The sequence below is a fragment of the Marmoricola sp. OAE513 genome (assembly GCF_040546585.1).
In the GTDB taxonomy this organism is placed as follows: domain Bacteria; phylum Actinomycetota; class Actinomycetes; order Propionibacteriales; family Nocardioidaceae; genus Marmoricola.
This window is the reverse complement of record NZ_JBEPOC010000001.1, coordinates 1261861-1277055: the sequence shown is the minus strand read 5'-3', so window position 1 is coordinate 1277055 and position 15195 is coordinate 1261861. Positions and strand designations below refer to the sequence as shown.

11 protein-coding genes and 2 pseudogenes are annotated in these 15195 nt (G+C 68.0%); all 13 read left to right on the top strand.

The features are described from left to right. Nucleotides 1-3: 3 nt before the first annotated feature. The 13 genes and pseudogenes from ABIE44_RS06525 (at nucleotide 4) to nuoN (ending at nucleotide 15179) form a co-directional block, all read left to right on the top strand. Nucleotides 4-558 (top strand): NuoB/complex I 20 kDa subunit family protein, encoded by a 555-nt coding sequence (locus tag ABIE44_RS06525; protein WP_209720495.1) that lies wholly within the window; start codon nucleotides 4-6, stop codon nucleotides 556-558. Next, nucleotides 555-1277: an NADH-quinone oxidoreductase subunit C gene (locus ABIE44_RS06520; protein ID WP_209720497.1), complete on the top strand. Its 723-nt coding sequence runs from the start codon at nucleotides 555-557 to the stop codon at nucleotides 1275-1277. The genes ABIE44_RS06525 and ABIE44_RS06520 overlap by 4 nt, the downstream gene beginning before the upstream one ends. Further along, nucleotides 1277-2614 (top strand): NADH-quinone oxidoreductase subunit D, encoded by a 1338-nt coding sequence (locus ABIE44_RS06515; RefSeq protein ID WP_209720500.1) that lies wholly within the window; start codon nucleotides 1277-1279, stop codon nucleotides 2612-2614. The genes ABIE44_RS06520 and ABIE44_RS06515 overlap by 1 nt, the downstream gene beginning before the upstream one ends. After that, on the top strand, nucleotides 2611-3372 hold the full coding sequence (gene nuoE / locus ABIE44_RS06510) for an NADH-quinone oxidoreductase subunit NuoE (RefSeq protein ID WP_209720503.1): 762 nt from the start codon (nucleotides 2611-2613) through the stop codon (nucleotides 3370-3372). Before ABIE44_RS06515 ends, nuoE begins: the two co-directional genes overlap by 4 nt. Then, nucleotides 3365-4690: an NADH-quinone oxidoreductase subunit NuoF gene (gene nuoF / locus ABIE44_RS06505; protein ID WP_209720506.1), complete on the top strand. Its 1326-nt coding sequence runs from the start codon at nucleotides 3365-3367 to the stop codon at nucleotides 4688-4690. Before nuoE ends, nuoF begins: the two co-directional genes overlap by 8 nt. Continuing rightward, nucleotides 4687-7153: pseudogene (locus tag ABIE44_RS19620) on the top strand (NADH-quinone oxidoreductase subunit G). The gene nuoF and the pseudogene ABIE44_RS19620 overlap by 4 nt, the downstream one beginning before the upstream one ends. Beyond that, nucleotides 7150-8442, top strand: coding sequence for an NADH-quinone oxidoreductase subunit NuoH (gene nuoH, locus ABIE44_RS06490; RefSeq protein ID WP_209720511.1), 1293 nt, complete (start codon nucleotides 7150-7152; stop codon nucleotides 8440-8442). Before ABIE44_RS19620 ends, nuoH begins: the two are co-directional and overlap by 4 nt. Beyond that, entirely contained in the window at nucleotides 8442-8984 is a 543-nt protein-coding gene (gene nuoI, locus ABIE44_RS06485; protein ID WP_209720514.1) for an NADH-quinone oxidoreductase subunit NuoI, read from the top strand. Before nuoH ends, nuoI begins: the two co-directional genes overlap by 1 nt. A gap of 2 nt (nucleotides 8985-8986) precedes the next feature. After that, a complete protein-coding gene (locus tag ABIE44_RS06480; RefSeq protein ID WP_209720517.1) occupies nucleotides 8987-9736 on the top strand; it encodes an NADH-quinone oxidoreductase subunit J in 750 nt (249 codons plus the stop codon). After that, nucleotides 9733-10032 (top strand): NADH-quinone oxidoreductase subunit NuoK, encoded by a 300-nt coding sequence (gene nuoK, locus ABIE44_RS06475; RefSeq protein WP_209720520.1) that lies wholly within the window; start codon nucleotides 9733-9735, stop codon nucleotides 10030-10032. Before ABIE44_RS06480 ends, nuoK begins: the two co-directional genes overlap by 4 nt. Nucleotides 10033-10048: 16 nt before the next feature. Continuing rightward, nucleotides 10049-11980 carry an NADH-quinone oxidoreductase subunit L gene (gene nuoL, locus ABIE44_RS06470; RefSeq protein WP_209720523.1) on the top strand — a complete coding sequence of 644 codons (1932 nt, stop codon included), beginning with the start codon at nucleotides 10049-10051 and terminating at the stop codon, nucleotides 11978-11980. 52 nt (nucleotides 11981-12032) lie between these two features. Further along, nucleotides 12033-13593 (top strand): annotated as a pseudogene (locus tag ABIE44_RS06465) (NADH-quinone oxidoreductase subunit M). Continuing rightward, nucleotides 13590-15179: an NADH-quinone oxidoreductase subunit NuoN gene (gene nuoN, locus ABIE44_RS06460; RefSeq protein WP_209720529.1), complete on the top strand. Its 1590-nt coding sequence runs from the start codon at nucleotides 13590-13592 to the stop codon at nucleotides 15177-15179. Before ABIE44_RS06465 ends, nuoN begins: the two are co-directional and overlap by 4 nt. The last annotated feature ends 16 nt before the right edge of the window (nucleotides 15180-15195 follow it).

Here is a 15195-nt window from a genome sequence, read left to right as displayed (position 1 = left end):
CCCATGGGTCTTGAAGAAAAGCTTCCGTCCGGCGTCCTGCTGACCACCGTCGAGGGCGTCGCCGGCTACATGCGCAAGGCGTCGTTCTGGCCGGCGACCTTCGGTCTGGCCTGCTGCGCGATCGAGATGATGACCAGCGGTGGCCCGAAGTACGACCTCGCCCGCTTCGGCATGGAGGTCTTCCGTGCCAGCCCGCGCCAGGCGGACCTGATGATCGTCGCCGGCCGGGTCAGCCAGAAGATGGCTCCCGTCCTGCGCCAGATCTACGACCAGATGCCCGAGCCCAAGTGGGTGCTCGCGATGGGTGTTTGCGCCAGTTCCGGCGGCATGTTCAACAACTACGCGATCGTCCAGGGTGTCGACCACGTGGTTCCCGTCGACATCTACCTGCCCGGCTGCCCGCCGCGACCCGAGATGCTCATCGACGCGATCCTCAAGCTGCACGACCAGGTCCAGAACACCAAGCTCGGCGTGAACCGCCTGGATGAGATCGAGGCCAACGAGGCGTCCGCTCTGAAGGCGCTGCCGACCAGCCAGATGAAGGGGCTGCTCCGGTGAGTGAGACGCAGGACCCCAGCAAGGACGTCGTCGAGGCCTCGGCAGGCTCGACCACCGATGCCCCCGGCGAGGTCATCTCCCGCCACGAGGGCATGTTCGGTGTCTCCGGAACCGGCGACACCTCTGGCTTCGGCGGCCTGACCCGCAACGTCGAGCTCCCCGGGGCGACCTCAGGTCCCTACGGCGGCTGGATGGACGACGTCGCGACGGCGCTCGCCGAGGGTGCCAAGGCGGCTGGCGTCGAGCAGGCCGTGGAGAAGGTCGTCGTGCACCGCAACGAGATCACCTTCTTCATCCGCCGCGAGGACCTGCTCCCGGTCGTCCAGCTGCTGCGCGACGACGAGAAGCTGCGCTTCGAGTTCTGCGCCGGGGTCAACGGCGTGCACTACCCGGAGGACGCCGGGCGCGAGCTGCACGCGGTCTACCACCTGCTCTCGATGACCCACAACCGCCGGATCCGCCTCGAGGTCACCGCGCCCGACGCCGACCCGCACATCCCCAGCGTGTGCGCGACGTACCCGACGGCGGACTGGCACGAGCGCGAGACGTTCGACTTCTTCGGCCTGATCTTCGACGGCCACCCGGCCCTGACCCGGATCCAGATGCCCGACGACTGGCCCGGTCACCCGCAGCGCAAGGACTACCCGCTCGGCGGCATCCCGGTCGAGTACAAGGGCGGGACCGTGCCCCCGCCGGATCAGCGAAGGAGCTACAACTGATGACCGCAGATCCGTACGCAGCAACCGAGTCCGACACCACCCAGGGCCGCGTGTTCACCGTCACCGGCCAGGACTGGGACTCCATCGTCTCCGGCATCGCCGAGGAGCACGACGACAAGGTCGTCGTGAACATGGGTCCGCAGCACCCCTCGACCCACGGCGTGCTCCGCCTCATCCTCGAGCTCGAGGGCGAGACGGTCACCCAAGCCCGGTGCGGCATCGGCTACCTGCACACCGGCATCGAGAAGAACATGGAGTACCGGACCTGGGTCCAGGGCGTCACGTTCTGCACCCGGATGGACTACCTCTCGCCGTTCTTCAACGAGGCGACGTACGTGCTCGGCGTCGAGCGGCTGCTCGACATCGAGGACGACATCCCCGAGAAGGCCCAGGTCATGCGGGTCCTGCTCATGGAGCTCAACCGTATCTCCAGCCACCTGGTCTGCATCGCCACCGGCGGCATGGAGATCGGCGCGCTGACCGTCATGACGATCGGCTTCCGCGAGCGTGAGCTGGTCCTCGACCTGTTCGAGCTGATCACCGGCCTGCGGATGAACCACGCGTTCATCCGTCCCGGCGGCGTCGCGCAGGACATGCCGGCCGGAGCGCTGGACGAGATCCGCGACTTCATCAAGCTGATGAAGAAGCGTCTCCCCGAGTACGCCGACCTCTGCAACGCCAACCCGATCTTCAAGGCACGTCTGGTCGACGTCGGTCACCTCGACCTCGCCGGCTGCCTGGCGCTCGGCCTGTCCGGCCCGCCGCTGCGTGCGACCGGGTACCCCTGGGACCTGCGCAAGAGCCAGCCCTACAGCGGCTACGAGGACTACGACTTCGAGGTCCAGACCTGGGACACGGCGGACGCCTACGGTCGTTTCCGCGTGCGCCTCAACGAGATGTGGGAATCGCTCAAGATCGTCGAGCAGGCTGTCGAGCGCCTCGCCGGACTCGAGGGTGCCCCGGTCATGGTCGCCGACAAGAAGATCGCCTGGCCGAGCCAGCTCGCGATCGGCAGCGACGGCATGGGCAACAGCCTCGACCACATCAAGCACATCATGGGCGAGTCCATGGAGGGCCTGATCCACCACTTCAAGCTGGTCACCGAGGGCTTCCGGGTGCCGGCCGGTCAGGCGTACGTGCCGATCGAGTCGCCGCGCGGCGAGCTCGGCGCGCACGTGGTCTCCGACGGCGGCACGCGCCCCTTCCGGGCGCACTTCCGGGACCCGTCGTTCACCAACCTGCAGGCGACGTCGGTGATGAGCGAGGGCGGCCAGGTCGCCGACGTCATCGTCGCGATCGCGTCGATCGACCCCGTCATGGGAGGCGTGGACCGGTGACCATCGATCAGAAGACGTACGGCGAGCTCCAGGAGATCGCCGGGCGCTACCCCGAAGCGCGCTCCGGCCTGTTGCCGATGCTGCACCTCGTGCAGAGCGCGTCCGGCCAGGTCACCGCGGAGGGCATCCGTGCCTGCGCCGAGATCCTGGACATCTCCGAGGCCGAGGTCAGCGGCGTCGCGACCTTCTACACGATGTACAAGCGCCGCCCGGTCGGTGACTACCACGTCGGTGTCTGCACCAACACGCTCTGCGCCGTGATGGGTGGGGACCTGATCTTCGAGCGGCTCAAAAGCCACCTCGACGTCGGCAACGACGAGACCACCGAGGACGGGAAGATCACCCTCGAGCACATCGAGTGCAACGCGGCCTGCGACTACGCGCCGGTGATGATGGTCAACTGGGAGTTCATGGACAACCAGACGCCGGAGTCCGCGGTGAGCACCGTCGACGACCTGCGTGCCGGCAAGGAGGTCCACTCCACCCGCGGTCCGAAGCTGGTCACCTGGCGGGAGGCCGAGCGGGTGCTCGCCGGCTTCAACGACGGCCTCGCCGACGAGGGACCTGCTGCGGGTCCGGCGTCGCTGGTCGGCCTGAAGATCGCGCGCGAGAAGAGCTGGACGGCTCCGGTCTCGACAAGCTCGACCACCGGAAGCGAGGGCAGCACCAACGCCGTCGCCGACACCAAGGTCGAGGCCGTCGAGCAGGCAGACACCGCGCGTGCCGAGTCCGAGACGGTGGAGGAGACCAATGACTGACACCCTGACTCCCGTCCTGACCGACGACTGGGACGCGGCACAGAGCTGGAAGCTCTCGACGTACGAGTCCCGCGGCGGGTACGGCGCGCTGAAGAAGGCGCTGGGCATGGCCCAGGACGACATCATCACCGCGGTGAAGGACTCCGGTCTCCGCGGACGTGGCGGCGCAGGCTTCCCGACCGGCATGAAGTGGTCCTTCATCCCGCAGGACAACCCCAAGCCGAAGTACCTCGTGGTCAACGCCGACGAGTCCGAGCCGGGCACCTGCAAGGACATCCCGCTGATGATGGCGACGCCGCACACCCTGGTCGAGGGCGTCGCGATCTCCTCCTACGCGATCCGCGCGAACAAGGCGTTCATCTACATCCGCGGTGAGGTCCTGCACGTCATCCGCCGGGTCCAGGCCGCTGTCGCGGAGGCCTACGAGGCGGGTCACCTGGGCAAGAACATCCACGGTTCCGGCTACGACCTCGACGTCGTCGTGCACGCCGGTGCCGGCGCGTACATCTGCGGCGAGGAGACGGCCCTGCTCGAGGGTCTGGAGGGTCGTCGCGGCCAACCGCGCCTGCGCCCGCCGTTCCCGGCCGTCGCCGGTCTCTACGCCAGCCCGACGGTCATCAACAACGTCGAGTCGATCGCGTCGGTGCCGAGCATCATCGCGAACGGCGCGGACTGGTTCGGATCGATGGGCACGGAGAAGTCGAAGGGCTTCGGCATCTTCTCGCTCTCGGGTCACGTCAAGAACCCCGGGCAGTACGAGGCTCCGCTGGGCATCACCCTGCGCAAGCTGATCGAGCTCGCCGGCGGCATGCGCGGGGCCCCGAACGGCCAGCAGCGGGAGCTGAAGTTCTGGACGCCCGGCGGATCGAGCACCCCGCTGCTCACCGCTGACCACCTCGACGTCCCGCTCGACTTCGAGGGTGTCGGCGAGGCCGGATCCATGCTCGGCACCCGTGCGCTGCAGATCTTCGACGAGACCACCTGCGTGGTGCGCGCCGTGCTGCGCTGGACCGAGTTCTACAAGCACGAGTCGTGCGGCAAGTGCACCCCGTGCCGCGAGGGCACCTGGTGGCTGACCCAGACGCTCGCGCGGCTGGAGAAGGGTCAGGGCACCCCGGAGGACCTGGACCTGCTGCTCGACCAGTGCGAGAACATCCTGGGCCGTTCCTTCTGCGCCCTCGGCGACGGTGCGACCAGCCCGATCAGCTCCTCGATCCAGTACTTCCGCGAGGAGTACCTGGCGCACCTCGAGCACGGCGGATGCCCGTTCGACCCGATCGCCTCCACCGCCTTCGAGGTTGAAGGAGCCCACGCATGACCGCCGAGCTCACCCGCACCGACGAGGTCACCGTCACCATCGACGGCGTCCAGGTCAGCGTCCCGAAGGACACCCTGGTGATCCGCGCCGCGGAGCAGATCGGCGTCCAGATCCCGCGGTTCTGCGACCACCCGCTGCTCGCTCCGGCCGGCGCCTGCCGCCAGTGCCTGGTCGACATCCCGGACGCCGGCAACGGCCGCGGCTTCCCCAAGCCGCAGGCCTCGTGCACGCTGCCGGTCGCCGAGGGCATGGTCGTGAACACCCAGGCCACCAGCCCGGTCGCCGACAAGGCGCAGCAGGGCGTGATGGAGTTCCTGCTCATCAACCACCCGCTCGACTGCCCCGTCTGCGACAAGGGCGGGGAGTGCCCGCTGCAGAACCAGGCGATGAGCAACGGTCGTGGCGAGTCCCGGTTCGCCGAGTCCGGTGGCGTGAAGCGCGTCTTCCCCAAGCCGATCAACCTCGCCCCGCAGGTGCTCCTGGACCGTGAGCGCTGCATCGTGTGCCAGCGTTGCACCCGGTTCGCCGACGAGATCGCGGGTGACCCGTTCATCGCTCTGATCGAGCGTGGCGCGCAGCAGCAGATCGGCATCGCCGAGGGGGCCGACTTCCTCTCCTACTTCTCCGGCAACACCATCCAGATCTGCCCGGTCGGCGCGCTCACCTCAGCGGCGTACCGGTTCCGCTCACGGCCCTTCGACCTGGTCTCCACCCCGTCGATCGCCGAGCACGACGCCTGCGGCTCGGCGATCCGCGTCGACCACCGACGCGGCAAGGTCGTGCGTCGGATGGCCGGCGACGACCCTGCCGTCAACGAGGAGTGGATCACCGACAAGGACCGGTTCGCGTTCCTCTCCGCACGCCAGGACGACCGGCTCGTGCACCCGCAGGTGCGCGACTCCGACACCGGTGAGCTGCGGGTTGCCTCCTGGCCGGAGGCGTTCGCGGTCGCGGCACGCGGTCTGGCCGAGGCGAAGAAGAAGGTCGGCCTGCTGCCCGGCGGCCGGCTGACCGTCGAGGACGCCTACGCGTGGAGCAAGTTCGCGCGGGTGACCGTCCGCACCAACAACATCGACTTCCGCGCCCGCGAGACCGGTGCCGACCACGGGGCGGAGGAGGCAGCGTTCCTGGCCTCGTCCGTCGTCCTCGGTGGCCCCGGCGCCGGTGCGGTGACGTACGCCGACCTGGAGACGGCGCCCACCGTCCTGCTCGCGGGCCTCGAGCCCGAGGACGAGGCCGGCGCGATCTTCCTGCGCCTGCGCAAGTCGTTCCTGGCCGGTGGCACCCGGGTCTTCTCGGTGTCCGCCGTCGGGACCCGCGGTCTGAAGAAGGTCGGCGGCACGTTGCTCCCGACCGTCCCCCGGCGCCGAGGCTTCCGCGCTCGCCGCGGTCGCGGGCAACAGCGACGTCGCCCTCGACGGCAGCGCCCTGATCCTGGTCGGCGAGCGCCTCGCCACCGTGCCCGGAGCGCTCAGCGCCGCGGCCAAGCTTGCTGCCGACACCGGTGCCCGGCTCGCCTGGGTCCCGCGGCGCGCAGGTGACCGCGGTGCGGTCGAGGCCGGCTGCCTGCCCACCCTGCTGCCCGGCGGACGGCCGGTGGCCGACCCGTCCGCGCGCGTGGACCTCGCCGCTGCCTGGGGTGTCGACGCCGTCACCGGCAAGGACGGTCTCAGCGCCGCCGAGATCCTCGAGGAGCTCCGCGAGGGCGACCTCAAGGCGCTGGTCGTCGGTGGTGTCGATCCGGCCGACGCTCTGCCGTCCGGGGGGCTCGACAAGAAGCTGCGCAAGGCGCTGAAGAAGGCGTTCGTGGTCTCCCTCGAGGTTCGTGCGTCGGCGTTCACCGAGCTGGCCGACGTGGTCTTCCCGGTGGCCCCCGCCAGCGACAAGGCCGGCTCGTTCGTGAACTGGGAGGGCCGGGTCCGCTCGTTCGGCAAGGTCCTCGACAACCCGTCGTCGCTGCCGGACGTCCGCGTCCTGGCCGGCATCGCCGAGGAGCGCGGTCGCAGCATCGGCATCCGTACGCCGGAGCAGGCTGCCGCCGAGATGGCGCAAGTCGGTCCGTGGGAGGGAGCCCGTGCCGAACGTCCTGACGTCTCGGCAAGCTCGACGACCGGAGGCAGCTCGACGACCGGAGGCAGCTCGACGACCGGAGGCAGCCTCGTGCTGTCCTCGTGGAAGCAGCTGCTCGACGACGGCCGGATGCAGGACGGCGACGAGCACCTGCGTGCCTCGGTCCGTCCGCCGGTGGCCCTGGTGAACGCCGCAACGCTGGCGAGCCTCGGGCTCACCGCCGGCGCCGAGGTCGTCCTGTCCGGCCCGCTCGGCAGCGTCCGCCTCCCGGTCGCCGTCGGCGAGGTCGCCGACGGGGTCGTCTGGGCCCCGGCGAGTGCGCCGGGCGCCTCGGTGCGGCACCTGGTGGGCGCAGCCGGCTCGGTCGTGACGCTCGAAGGAGGCGCCCGATGAACGCCCTCATCACCTCGCTCGACACCGCGAAGGGGCTGACCAAGTTCGGTGAGGACCCCCTCTGGGTCGTCATCGTCAAGGCCGTGCTCATCTTCGTGCTGCTCGTCCTGCTGACGCTGTTCAACATCTGGTGGGAGCGACGGGTCGTGGCCCGGATGCAGCACCGGATCGGCCCCAACGTGCACGGCCCGTTCGGCCTGCTGCAGTCCCTGGCCGACGGCGTGAAGCTGGCGCTCAAGGAGGACATCCTCCCGAAGGCCGCCGACAAGGCCGTCTACTTCATCGCGCCGGTGATCGCAGTGATCCCCGCGTTCCTCACCTTCTCGGTGATCCCGTTCGGACCCGAGGTGAACTTCTTCGGGCACGAGACCCCGCTGCAGCTGACCGACATGCCGGTCGCCGTGCTGTTCGTGATGGCGATCGCGTCGATCGGCATCTACGGCATCGTGCTCGGCGGGTGGTCCTCGGGCTCGACGTACTCGCTGCTGGGCGGGCTGCGCTCGAGCGCCCAGATGATCTCCTACGAGGTCTCGATGGGCCTCGCCCTGGTCGCGGTCTTCCTGTACGCCGGATCGATGTCCACCTCGGAGATCGTCGCTGCGCAGGACAAGCTCTGGTTCGGCCTGATCCTGGCGCCGTCGTTCGTGATCTACGTGATCTCGATGATCGGCGAGACCAACCGCGCACCGTTCGACCTCCCGGAAGCCGAGGGCGAGCTCGTCGGCGGGTTCCACACCGAGTACAGCTCGCTGAAGTTCGCACTGTTCTTCCTCGCCGAGTACATCAACATGGCGACGGTGTCCGCGCTGGCCACGACCCTCTTCCTCGGCGGCTGGCACGCACCGTTCTGGATCGACGAGTTCTGGGCCGGGGCGAACGAGGGCTACTGGCCGTTCCTCTGGTTCATGGGCAAGGTCCTGTTCTTCATCTTCATCTTCATCTGGCTGCGCGGCTCGCTCCCGCGCCTGCGCTACGACCAGTTCATGCACTTCGGCTGGAAGCGGCTGATCCCGATCTCGCTGGGCTGGATCATCGCGGTCGCCACCATCCGGACGATCAACCTGAACGGCGGCTTCGACCGCACCTACCTGTACGGCGCGATCGGTGTCCTGGCAGCACTGATGATCGTGCTGTTCTTCGTCGGCGAGAGCAGCAGCGACGACGCGGTCGAGGAGACGGAGGCACCGTTCGACGCGTTCGCCGGCGGGTACCCGGTGCCCCCGATGCCGGTTTCGACAAGCTCAACCACCGGAGCAAGGTCTACCAACGAAGACGGAGGGGCGAGCTGATGGCAACCCTCAAGGAACAGTTCTGGGACCCGGTAGCCGGGTTCGGCGTCACCTTCCGGACGATGTTCCGCAAGGTGGTGACTGAGCAGTACCCGTTCGAGAAGCTGCCGACCGCTCCGCGGTTCCACGGCCGTCACCAGCTCAACCGCTGGCCCGACGGTCTGGAGAAGTGCGTCGGATGTGAGCTGTGCGCCTGGGCCTGCCCGGCGGACGCGATCTACGTCGAGGGTGACAACAACACCGACGACGAGCGCTTCAGCCCCGGCGAGCGGTACGGCCGCGTCTACCAGATCAACTACCTGCGCTGCATCCTCTGCGGGCTCTGCATCGAGGCGTGCCCGACCCGCGCGCTGACGATGACCAACGAGTACGAGCTCGCGGACACCTCGCGGGAGAGCCTGATCTACGAGAAGTCCGACCTGCTCGCGCCGCTGCTGCCGGGCATGGAGCAGCCGCCGCACCCGATGCTGCTCGGCGAGGACGAGGGCGACTACTACCGCGGCAACTTGCACCCGCGCAGCACCGAAGGCGAGGGGGAGTAACCGTGGTGGCCTTCTGGGTGCTCGCGCCGATCATGGTGCTCGCCGCTCTCGGCATGTTGTTCGTCCGCAAGGCGGTGCACTCCGCACTGCTGCTCGCGGTCGTGATGATGTCGCTCGCGATCCTCTACCTGGCGCAGGACGCCCCGTTCCTGTTCGCGGTGCAGATCATCGTCTACACCGGCGCCATCCTGATGCTCTTCCTGTTCGTCGTCATGCTGGTGGGTGTCGACGCGTCGGACTCGGTGGTCGAGACCATCCGGGGTCACCGGGCGCTCTCGATCCTCATCGGCCTGGCCTTCGGCCTGACCCTGGTCCTCGGAGTCGGGCAGGTCTCGTTCGGCACCGTGATCGGTCTGGACGACGCGAACAGCGAGGGGAACATCCCGGCGATCGCCCGGATCCTGTTCACCAAGTACGTCTTCGCCTTCGAGGTCACCTCGGCCCTCCTGATCACCGCCGCGCTCGGAGCCATGGTGCTCGCCCACCGGGAGCGTCTGACCCCGAAGCCGACGCAGCGCGACCTCGCCGCCCAGCGGGTGCGCGACTACGCCGAGAAGGGCACGCACCTCGGTCCGCTGCCCCCACCGGGTGTCTTCGCCCGGCACAACTCGGTCGACACCCCGGCTCTGCTGCCGGACGGAACCGCGGCCGAAACCTCGATCTCCCGCGTGCTCGCGGCTCGCGGCACCGTGAAGTCGGCGCCCGAGATCGCCGAGGACATCAACGAGCTGAACCGAGGAGATGACGCATGAGTGTCGAGCCCTTCGTGATCCTCTCCGCGATCCTGTTCACCATCGGTTGCGTGGGCGTCCTCGTCCGTCGCAACGCCCTGGTGGTGTTCATGTGCGTCGAGCTGATGCTCAACGCGAGCAACCTGCTGCTGATCACGTTCTCCCGTGCCAACGGCAACCTCGAGGGCCAGATCGCCGCGTTCTTCGTGATGGTCGTGGCTGCTGCCGAGGTCGTCGTCGGGCTCGCGATCATCATGACCATCTTCCGCACCCGTCGTTCGGCCTCGGTCGACGACGCGAGCCTGCTGAAGTACTGAGGGGACGACGACCGCCATGGTGAACCTCCAAGCCCTGCACGACGTCCCGGTCGTGAGCCTCGTGCCCACCGACGGGGCGTTCTCGCTGCTCTGGCTCGTGATCGCGCTGCCCGCGTTCGGTGCGGCCGTGCTCCTGCTCGGTGGCAAGCGCACCGACAAGTGGGGACACTTCCTCGGCACCGCCACGGTGTCGCTGTCCTTCGTGGTCAGCCTGATCCTGTTCTTCTCGCTGCTCGGCCGTGACGGCGAGGACCGCCAGGTCACCCAGCACCTGTGGAACTGGTTCAGCACCGGGAACTACTCGGTGAACTTCGACCTGCTCTACGACCAGCTCTCCGCGGTCTTCCTGCTGCTGATCACCGGCGTCGGCTCGCTGATCCACGTGTACTCGATCGGTTACATGGAGCACGACGAGCGTCGTCGACGGTTTTTCGGCTACCTGAACCTGTTCGTCGCCGCGATGCTCGTGCTGGTCCTGTCCGCCGACTACGTCGGGGTGTTCCTGGGCTGGGAGGGCGTCGGCCTGGCGTCGTACCTGCTGATCGGCTTCTGGCAGCACAAGCCGTCCGCAGCCGCCGCCGCCAAGAAGGCGTTCGTGATCAACCGGGTCGGCGACATCGGTCTGTCCCTGGGTACCGCGCTGATCTTCATCACCTTCGGTTCGACCTCGTTCGCGGTGGTCTCCGCCGCGTCGAGCCAGGCGAGCGACGGCGCCCTGACCGGCATCGGTCTGCTGCTCCTGCTGGCCGCGTGCGGCAAGTCGGCGCAGTTCCCGCTGCAGACCTGGCTGCTGGACGCGATGGAAGGTCCGACCCCGGTCTCGGCCCTCATCCACGCCGCCACCATGGTGACCGCCGGCGTCTACCTGATCGTCCGCTCGAACTTCATCTTCAGCCTCACCGAGGACGCCCGCACCGCAGTCATCATCATCGGGTGCATCACGCTGCTCATGGGAGCGGTCATCGGGTGCGCGAAGGACGACATCAAGAAGGCGCTCGCCGGCTCCACGATGAGCCAGATCGGGTACATGGTCCTGGCCGCCGGCCTCGGTCCGGCCGGTTACGCGTTCGCGATCTTCCACCTGCTCACCCACGGCTTCTTCAAGGCGAACATGTTCCTCGGGGCCGGCTCGGTGATGCACGGCATGAACGACGACGTGAACATGCGCAACTACGGTGCGCTGCAGAAGGCGATGCCGATCACCTTCGCGACGTTCGCGATCGGCTACCTCGCGATCCTGGGAGTTCCGCCGTTCGCGGGCTTCTGGTCGAAGGACAAGATCATCGAGACCGCGTTCGCCGACAATTTCGTCGTCGGCCTCTGTGCGCTGATCGGCGCCGGGGTCACCGCGTTCTACATGACCCGTCTCATGCTGCTGACCTACGCGGGCCAGAAGCGTTGGGAGAAGGACGTGCACCCGCACGAGTCGCCCAAGGTGATGACCTTCCCGCTGATCGCGCTCGCAGCGCTGTCGGCGCTCGGTGGTCTGTTCACCCTCAACGGCTGGATCTCCGACTGGCTGGAGCCGGTCGTGGGCGAGCACGGGGAGCACCACCTCGGCATCCCGGCGATCGTGATGAGCTTGATCATCCTCGCCGTGGTCGCCGTCGGTGTCGCCGTCGCGGTCCTGCTGGTCGGCAAGCGCGAGGTGCCCAAGGTCGCGCCGGAGAAGGTCTCGATCTTCACCCGGGCAGCTCGCGCCGACCTGTACGGCGACGCGTTCAACGACGAGATCATCATCAAGCCCGGTGTCGCTGGCATCCGGGGCCTGCTGACCTTCGACCGGACCGTCGTCGACGGTGCCGTCGAGGGCACGGCCACGGCCTTCGGCGCGATCTCCAGCCGCTTCCGGCTGCTCCAGAACGGCTTCGTGCGCTCCTACGCGCTGGCACTCCTGGTGGGCGCGACCATCGTGCTCCTCGCCCTGCTGGCGGTGAACTTCGGATGAGGACGAAAGTGATCTCGACTGTGCTCGATCATCCTGAAGCAGAGGTGGCCCGATGAACGACTTCCCGTGGCTCTCCGTCCTGCTCTTCCTGCCGATCGTCGGTGCTCTCGGCCTCGCGCTGCTGCCTACCTCGACGAACACCGTGCTGCCCAAGCAGATCGCCCTGGGCACGTCGCTGGTCACCCTGGCCGTCGCCGTCGTGATGGCGTTCCAGTACGACACCGACTCCTCGGCGACGTACCAGCTCTCCGAGACGCACGAGTGGATCAAGTCCTTCGGAGCGCACTACGCCCTCGGTGTCGACGGGGTCGGGCTGACGCTGGTCATGCTCACCGTCATCCTGACGCCCGTCGTGATCCTGGCGTCCTGGAACGACGGTGACGAGGGTCGCTGGTCGGCCAAGGCCTTCTTCGCCTGGATGCTGGCGCTGGAGGGTCTCGCCGTCGGCGTGTTCGCTGCGACCGACGTCTTCCTGTTCTACGTGTTCTTCGAGGCCACGCTGATCCCGGTCTACTTCCTCATCGGCGGGTACGGCGGCGTCAACCGAGCCCGGGCCGCCGTGAAGTTCCTGGCTCTACTCGCTCGCCGGCGGTCTGATCATGCTGGCCTCGGTCATCGGCCTCTACGTGGAGTCCGCGAAGGAGAAGGGCGGCGCGACCTACCTGGTCAGCGAGCTTGCCCAGATCGACTTCGGGACCGACGTCGGTCGCTGGCTGTTCCTCGGCTTCTTCGTCGCCTTCGCGATCAAGGCGCCGATGTTCCCGGTGCACACCTGGTTGCCCGACACGACCGAGAACGCCACCCCGGGCACCTCGGTGCTGCTGGTCAGCGTGCTCGACAAGATCGGCACCTTCGGGATGCTGCGCTTCTGCCTCGAGCTCTTCCCGGAGGCCTCCCGCTGGGCGACCCCTGCCGTGGTCGTCTTCGCGGTGATCAGCATCGTGTACGGCGCGTTCATGGCGATCGGGTCGAACAACATCCCGCGCCTGATCGCCTACACCTCGGTGTCGCACTTCGGCTTCATCGTGCTCGGCATCTTCGTGATGAACAGCCAGGGACTCTCGGGTGCGAACCTCTACATGTTCAACCACGGGCTCTCCACCGCCGCGCTGTTCCTGGTCACAGGCTTCCTGATCTCGCGCCGCGGGTCTGCGGCGATCAGCGACTTCGGCGGCGTCGAGAAGGTCGCCCCGGTGCTCGCCGGGTTCTTCCTGGTCGCGGGCCTGTCGTCGCTCTCGCTGCCCGGCCTGTCGCCGTTCATCTCGGAGTTCCTGGTGATCGTCGGCACCTTCACCTACAGCCACGTCGCCGCAGCCTTCGCCGTGACCGGCATCGTGCTGGCAGCGATCTACATCCTGTTCATGTACCAGCGGACGATGACCGGTCCGACGGTCGACGCGGTCTCCGGTTTCAAGGACCTCGGCCCCCGCGAGATCGCCTCGCTGGCTCCGGTGCTCCTGCTCATCGTCATCCTCGGGTTCTTCCCGAAGCCGCTGCTCTCCGTGATCAACCCGGCGGTGGACCACACCATGCACCGCGTGGACAAGGCGGACCCCAAGCCTGAAGTCTCCGAAGACTCTGCGGGGACGTCCCAGGAAGGGGCCCACCAGTGAAGTTCACCGCTCCCCACATCGAGTACGACAAGCTGTCGCCGATCCTGATCGTGCTCGGCGTCGCCGTGCTCGGGGTACTCGTCGAGGCGGCCGTCCCCCGGGCCCGCCGGTACGTCGTCCAGGTCGCGCTCGCCGCGGCCGGCATCGTGGCCGCGCTCGTCGCGACTGTGATCGTGTACGCCGACATCGACCCGACCTCGGACAAGCCGAAGTCCGGCCACGTCGTCGGCGAGGGCGCGCTGGCGCTCGACGGCCCCACGCTCTACATCTGGATCCTCGTCCTGGTGCTCGGTCTGCTCGGTGTCGGTCTGTTCGCCGAGCGTCGCCTCGAGGGCGGTGTGACGGCTTTCGCCGGTCAGGCCTCCGCGCTCCCGGGTACCGAGGCCGAGCGTCAGGCCTCGGCGCAGGGCCTCGAGCACACCGAGGTCTTCCCGCTGCTGCTGTTCGCGGTGGCAGGCATGCTGATCTTCCCGGCGGCCAACGACCTGCTCACGCTGTTCGTGGCTCTCGAGGTGCTCTCCCTGCCGCTGTACCTGCTCTGCGGCCTGGCGCGCCGGCGCCGCCTGCTCAGCCAGGAGGCCGCGCTGAAGTACTTCATGCTCGGTGCCTTCAGCTCCGGCTTCTTCGTCTACGGCATCGGTCTGGTCTACGGCTACGCCGGTTCGATGTCCTACGACAAGATCGCCTTCGCGATCCAGAGCGGCAGCGGCGACGACGCCCTCCTGCTCGGCGGCATGGCCATGTTGGCGGTGGGCCTGCTGTTCAAGGTCGGCGCCGCCCCGTTCCACGCCTGGACGCCGGACGTCTACCAGGGAGCTCCCACGGCCGTCACGGCCTTCATGGCGGCTGCCACGAAGGTCGCGGCGTTCGGTGCCCTGCTGCGCCTGTTCTACGTCGCCTTCGGTGGTGCCCGTTGGGACTGGCAGCCGATGTTCTGGGCGATCGCCATCCTGACGATGGTGGTCGGCTCGGTGCTCGCGCTGAGCCAGACCGACGTCAAGCGGCTGCTGGCGTACTCGTCCATCGCGCACGCGGGCTTCCTGCTCACCGGCTTCCTCGGAGCAAGGTCGCTCTCGGAGATCGCCGCGGGTGACATCAACCCGGTCCAGGCGGTGCTGTTCTACGTCACCACCTACGGCCTGAGCACGATCGCGGCCTTCGCGATCGTCAGCATCGTCCGCGACGGTGCCGGTGAGGCGACCCACCTGTCCCGCTGGGCCGGGCTGGGCAAGGAGTCGCCGCTGGTCGCAGGTTCCTTCGCCTTCCTGCTGCTCGGTATGGCCGGCATCCCGCTGACTTCGGGCTTCACCGGCAAGTGGGCCGTGTTCGCGGCCGCCCTGTCGGCGGACGCCTGGCCGGTCGTGATCGTCGCCGTCCTGATGTCGGCGGTCGCCGCGTACTTCTACGTCAAGATCATCGTCGTGATGTTCTTCAACGACCCGGTGGGCGACGGACCGAGCGTGACGGTGCCGAGCATCCTGACCAGCGCGGTCATCGCGGTCGGCGTCGCTGCGACCTTCGTGCTGGGCGTCGTACCGGGTCCGTTGCTGGACCTGATCGGCCGTACTGCACAATTCATCAGGTGACGTCCTCTCTGGCCCT

Bases quoted from the DNA above. Each gene is read 5' to 3' on its own strand.
- ABIE44_RS06525 (WP_209720495.1), top strand. From the start codon at position 4: ATGGGTCTTGAAGAAAAGCTTCCGTCCGGCGTCCTGCTGACCACCGTC.
- ABIE44_RS06515 (WP_209720500.1), top strand. From the start codon at position 1,277: ATGACCGCAGATCCGTACGCAGCAACCGAGTCCGACACCACCCAGGGC.
- nuoF (WP_209720506.1), top strand. From the start codon at position 3,365: ATGACTGACACCCTGACTCCCGTCCTGACCGACGACTGGGACGCGGCA.
- nuoH (WP_209720511.1), top strand. From the start codon at position 7,150: ATGAACGCCCTCATCACCTCGCTCGACACCGCGAAGGGGCTGACCAAG.
- nuoI (WP_209720514.1), top strand. From the start codon at position 8,442: ATGGCAACCCTCAAGGAACAGTTCTGGGACCCGGTAGCCGGGTTCGGC.
- nuoK (WP_209720520.1), top strand. From the start codon at position 9,733: ATGAGTGTCGAGCCCTTCGTGATCCTCTCCGCGATCCTGTTCACCATC.
- nuoL (WP_209720523.1), top strand. From the start codon at position 10,049: ATGGTGAACCTCCAAGCCCTGCACGACGTCCCGGTCGTGAGCCTCGTG.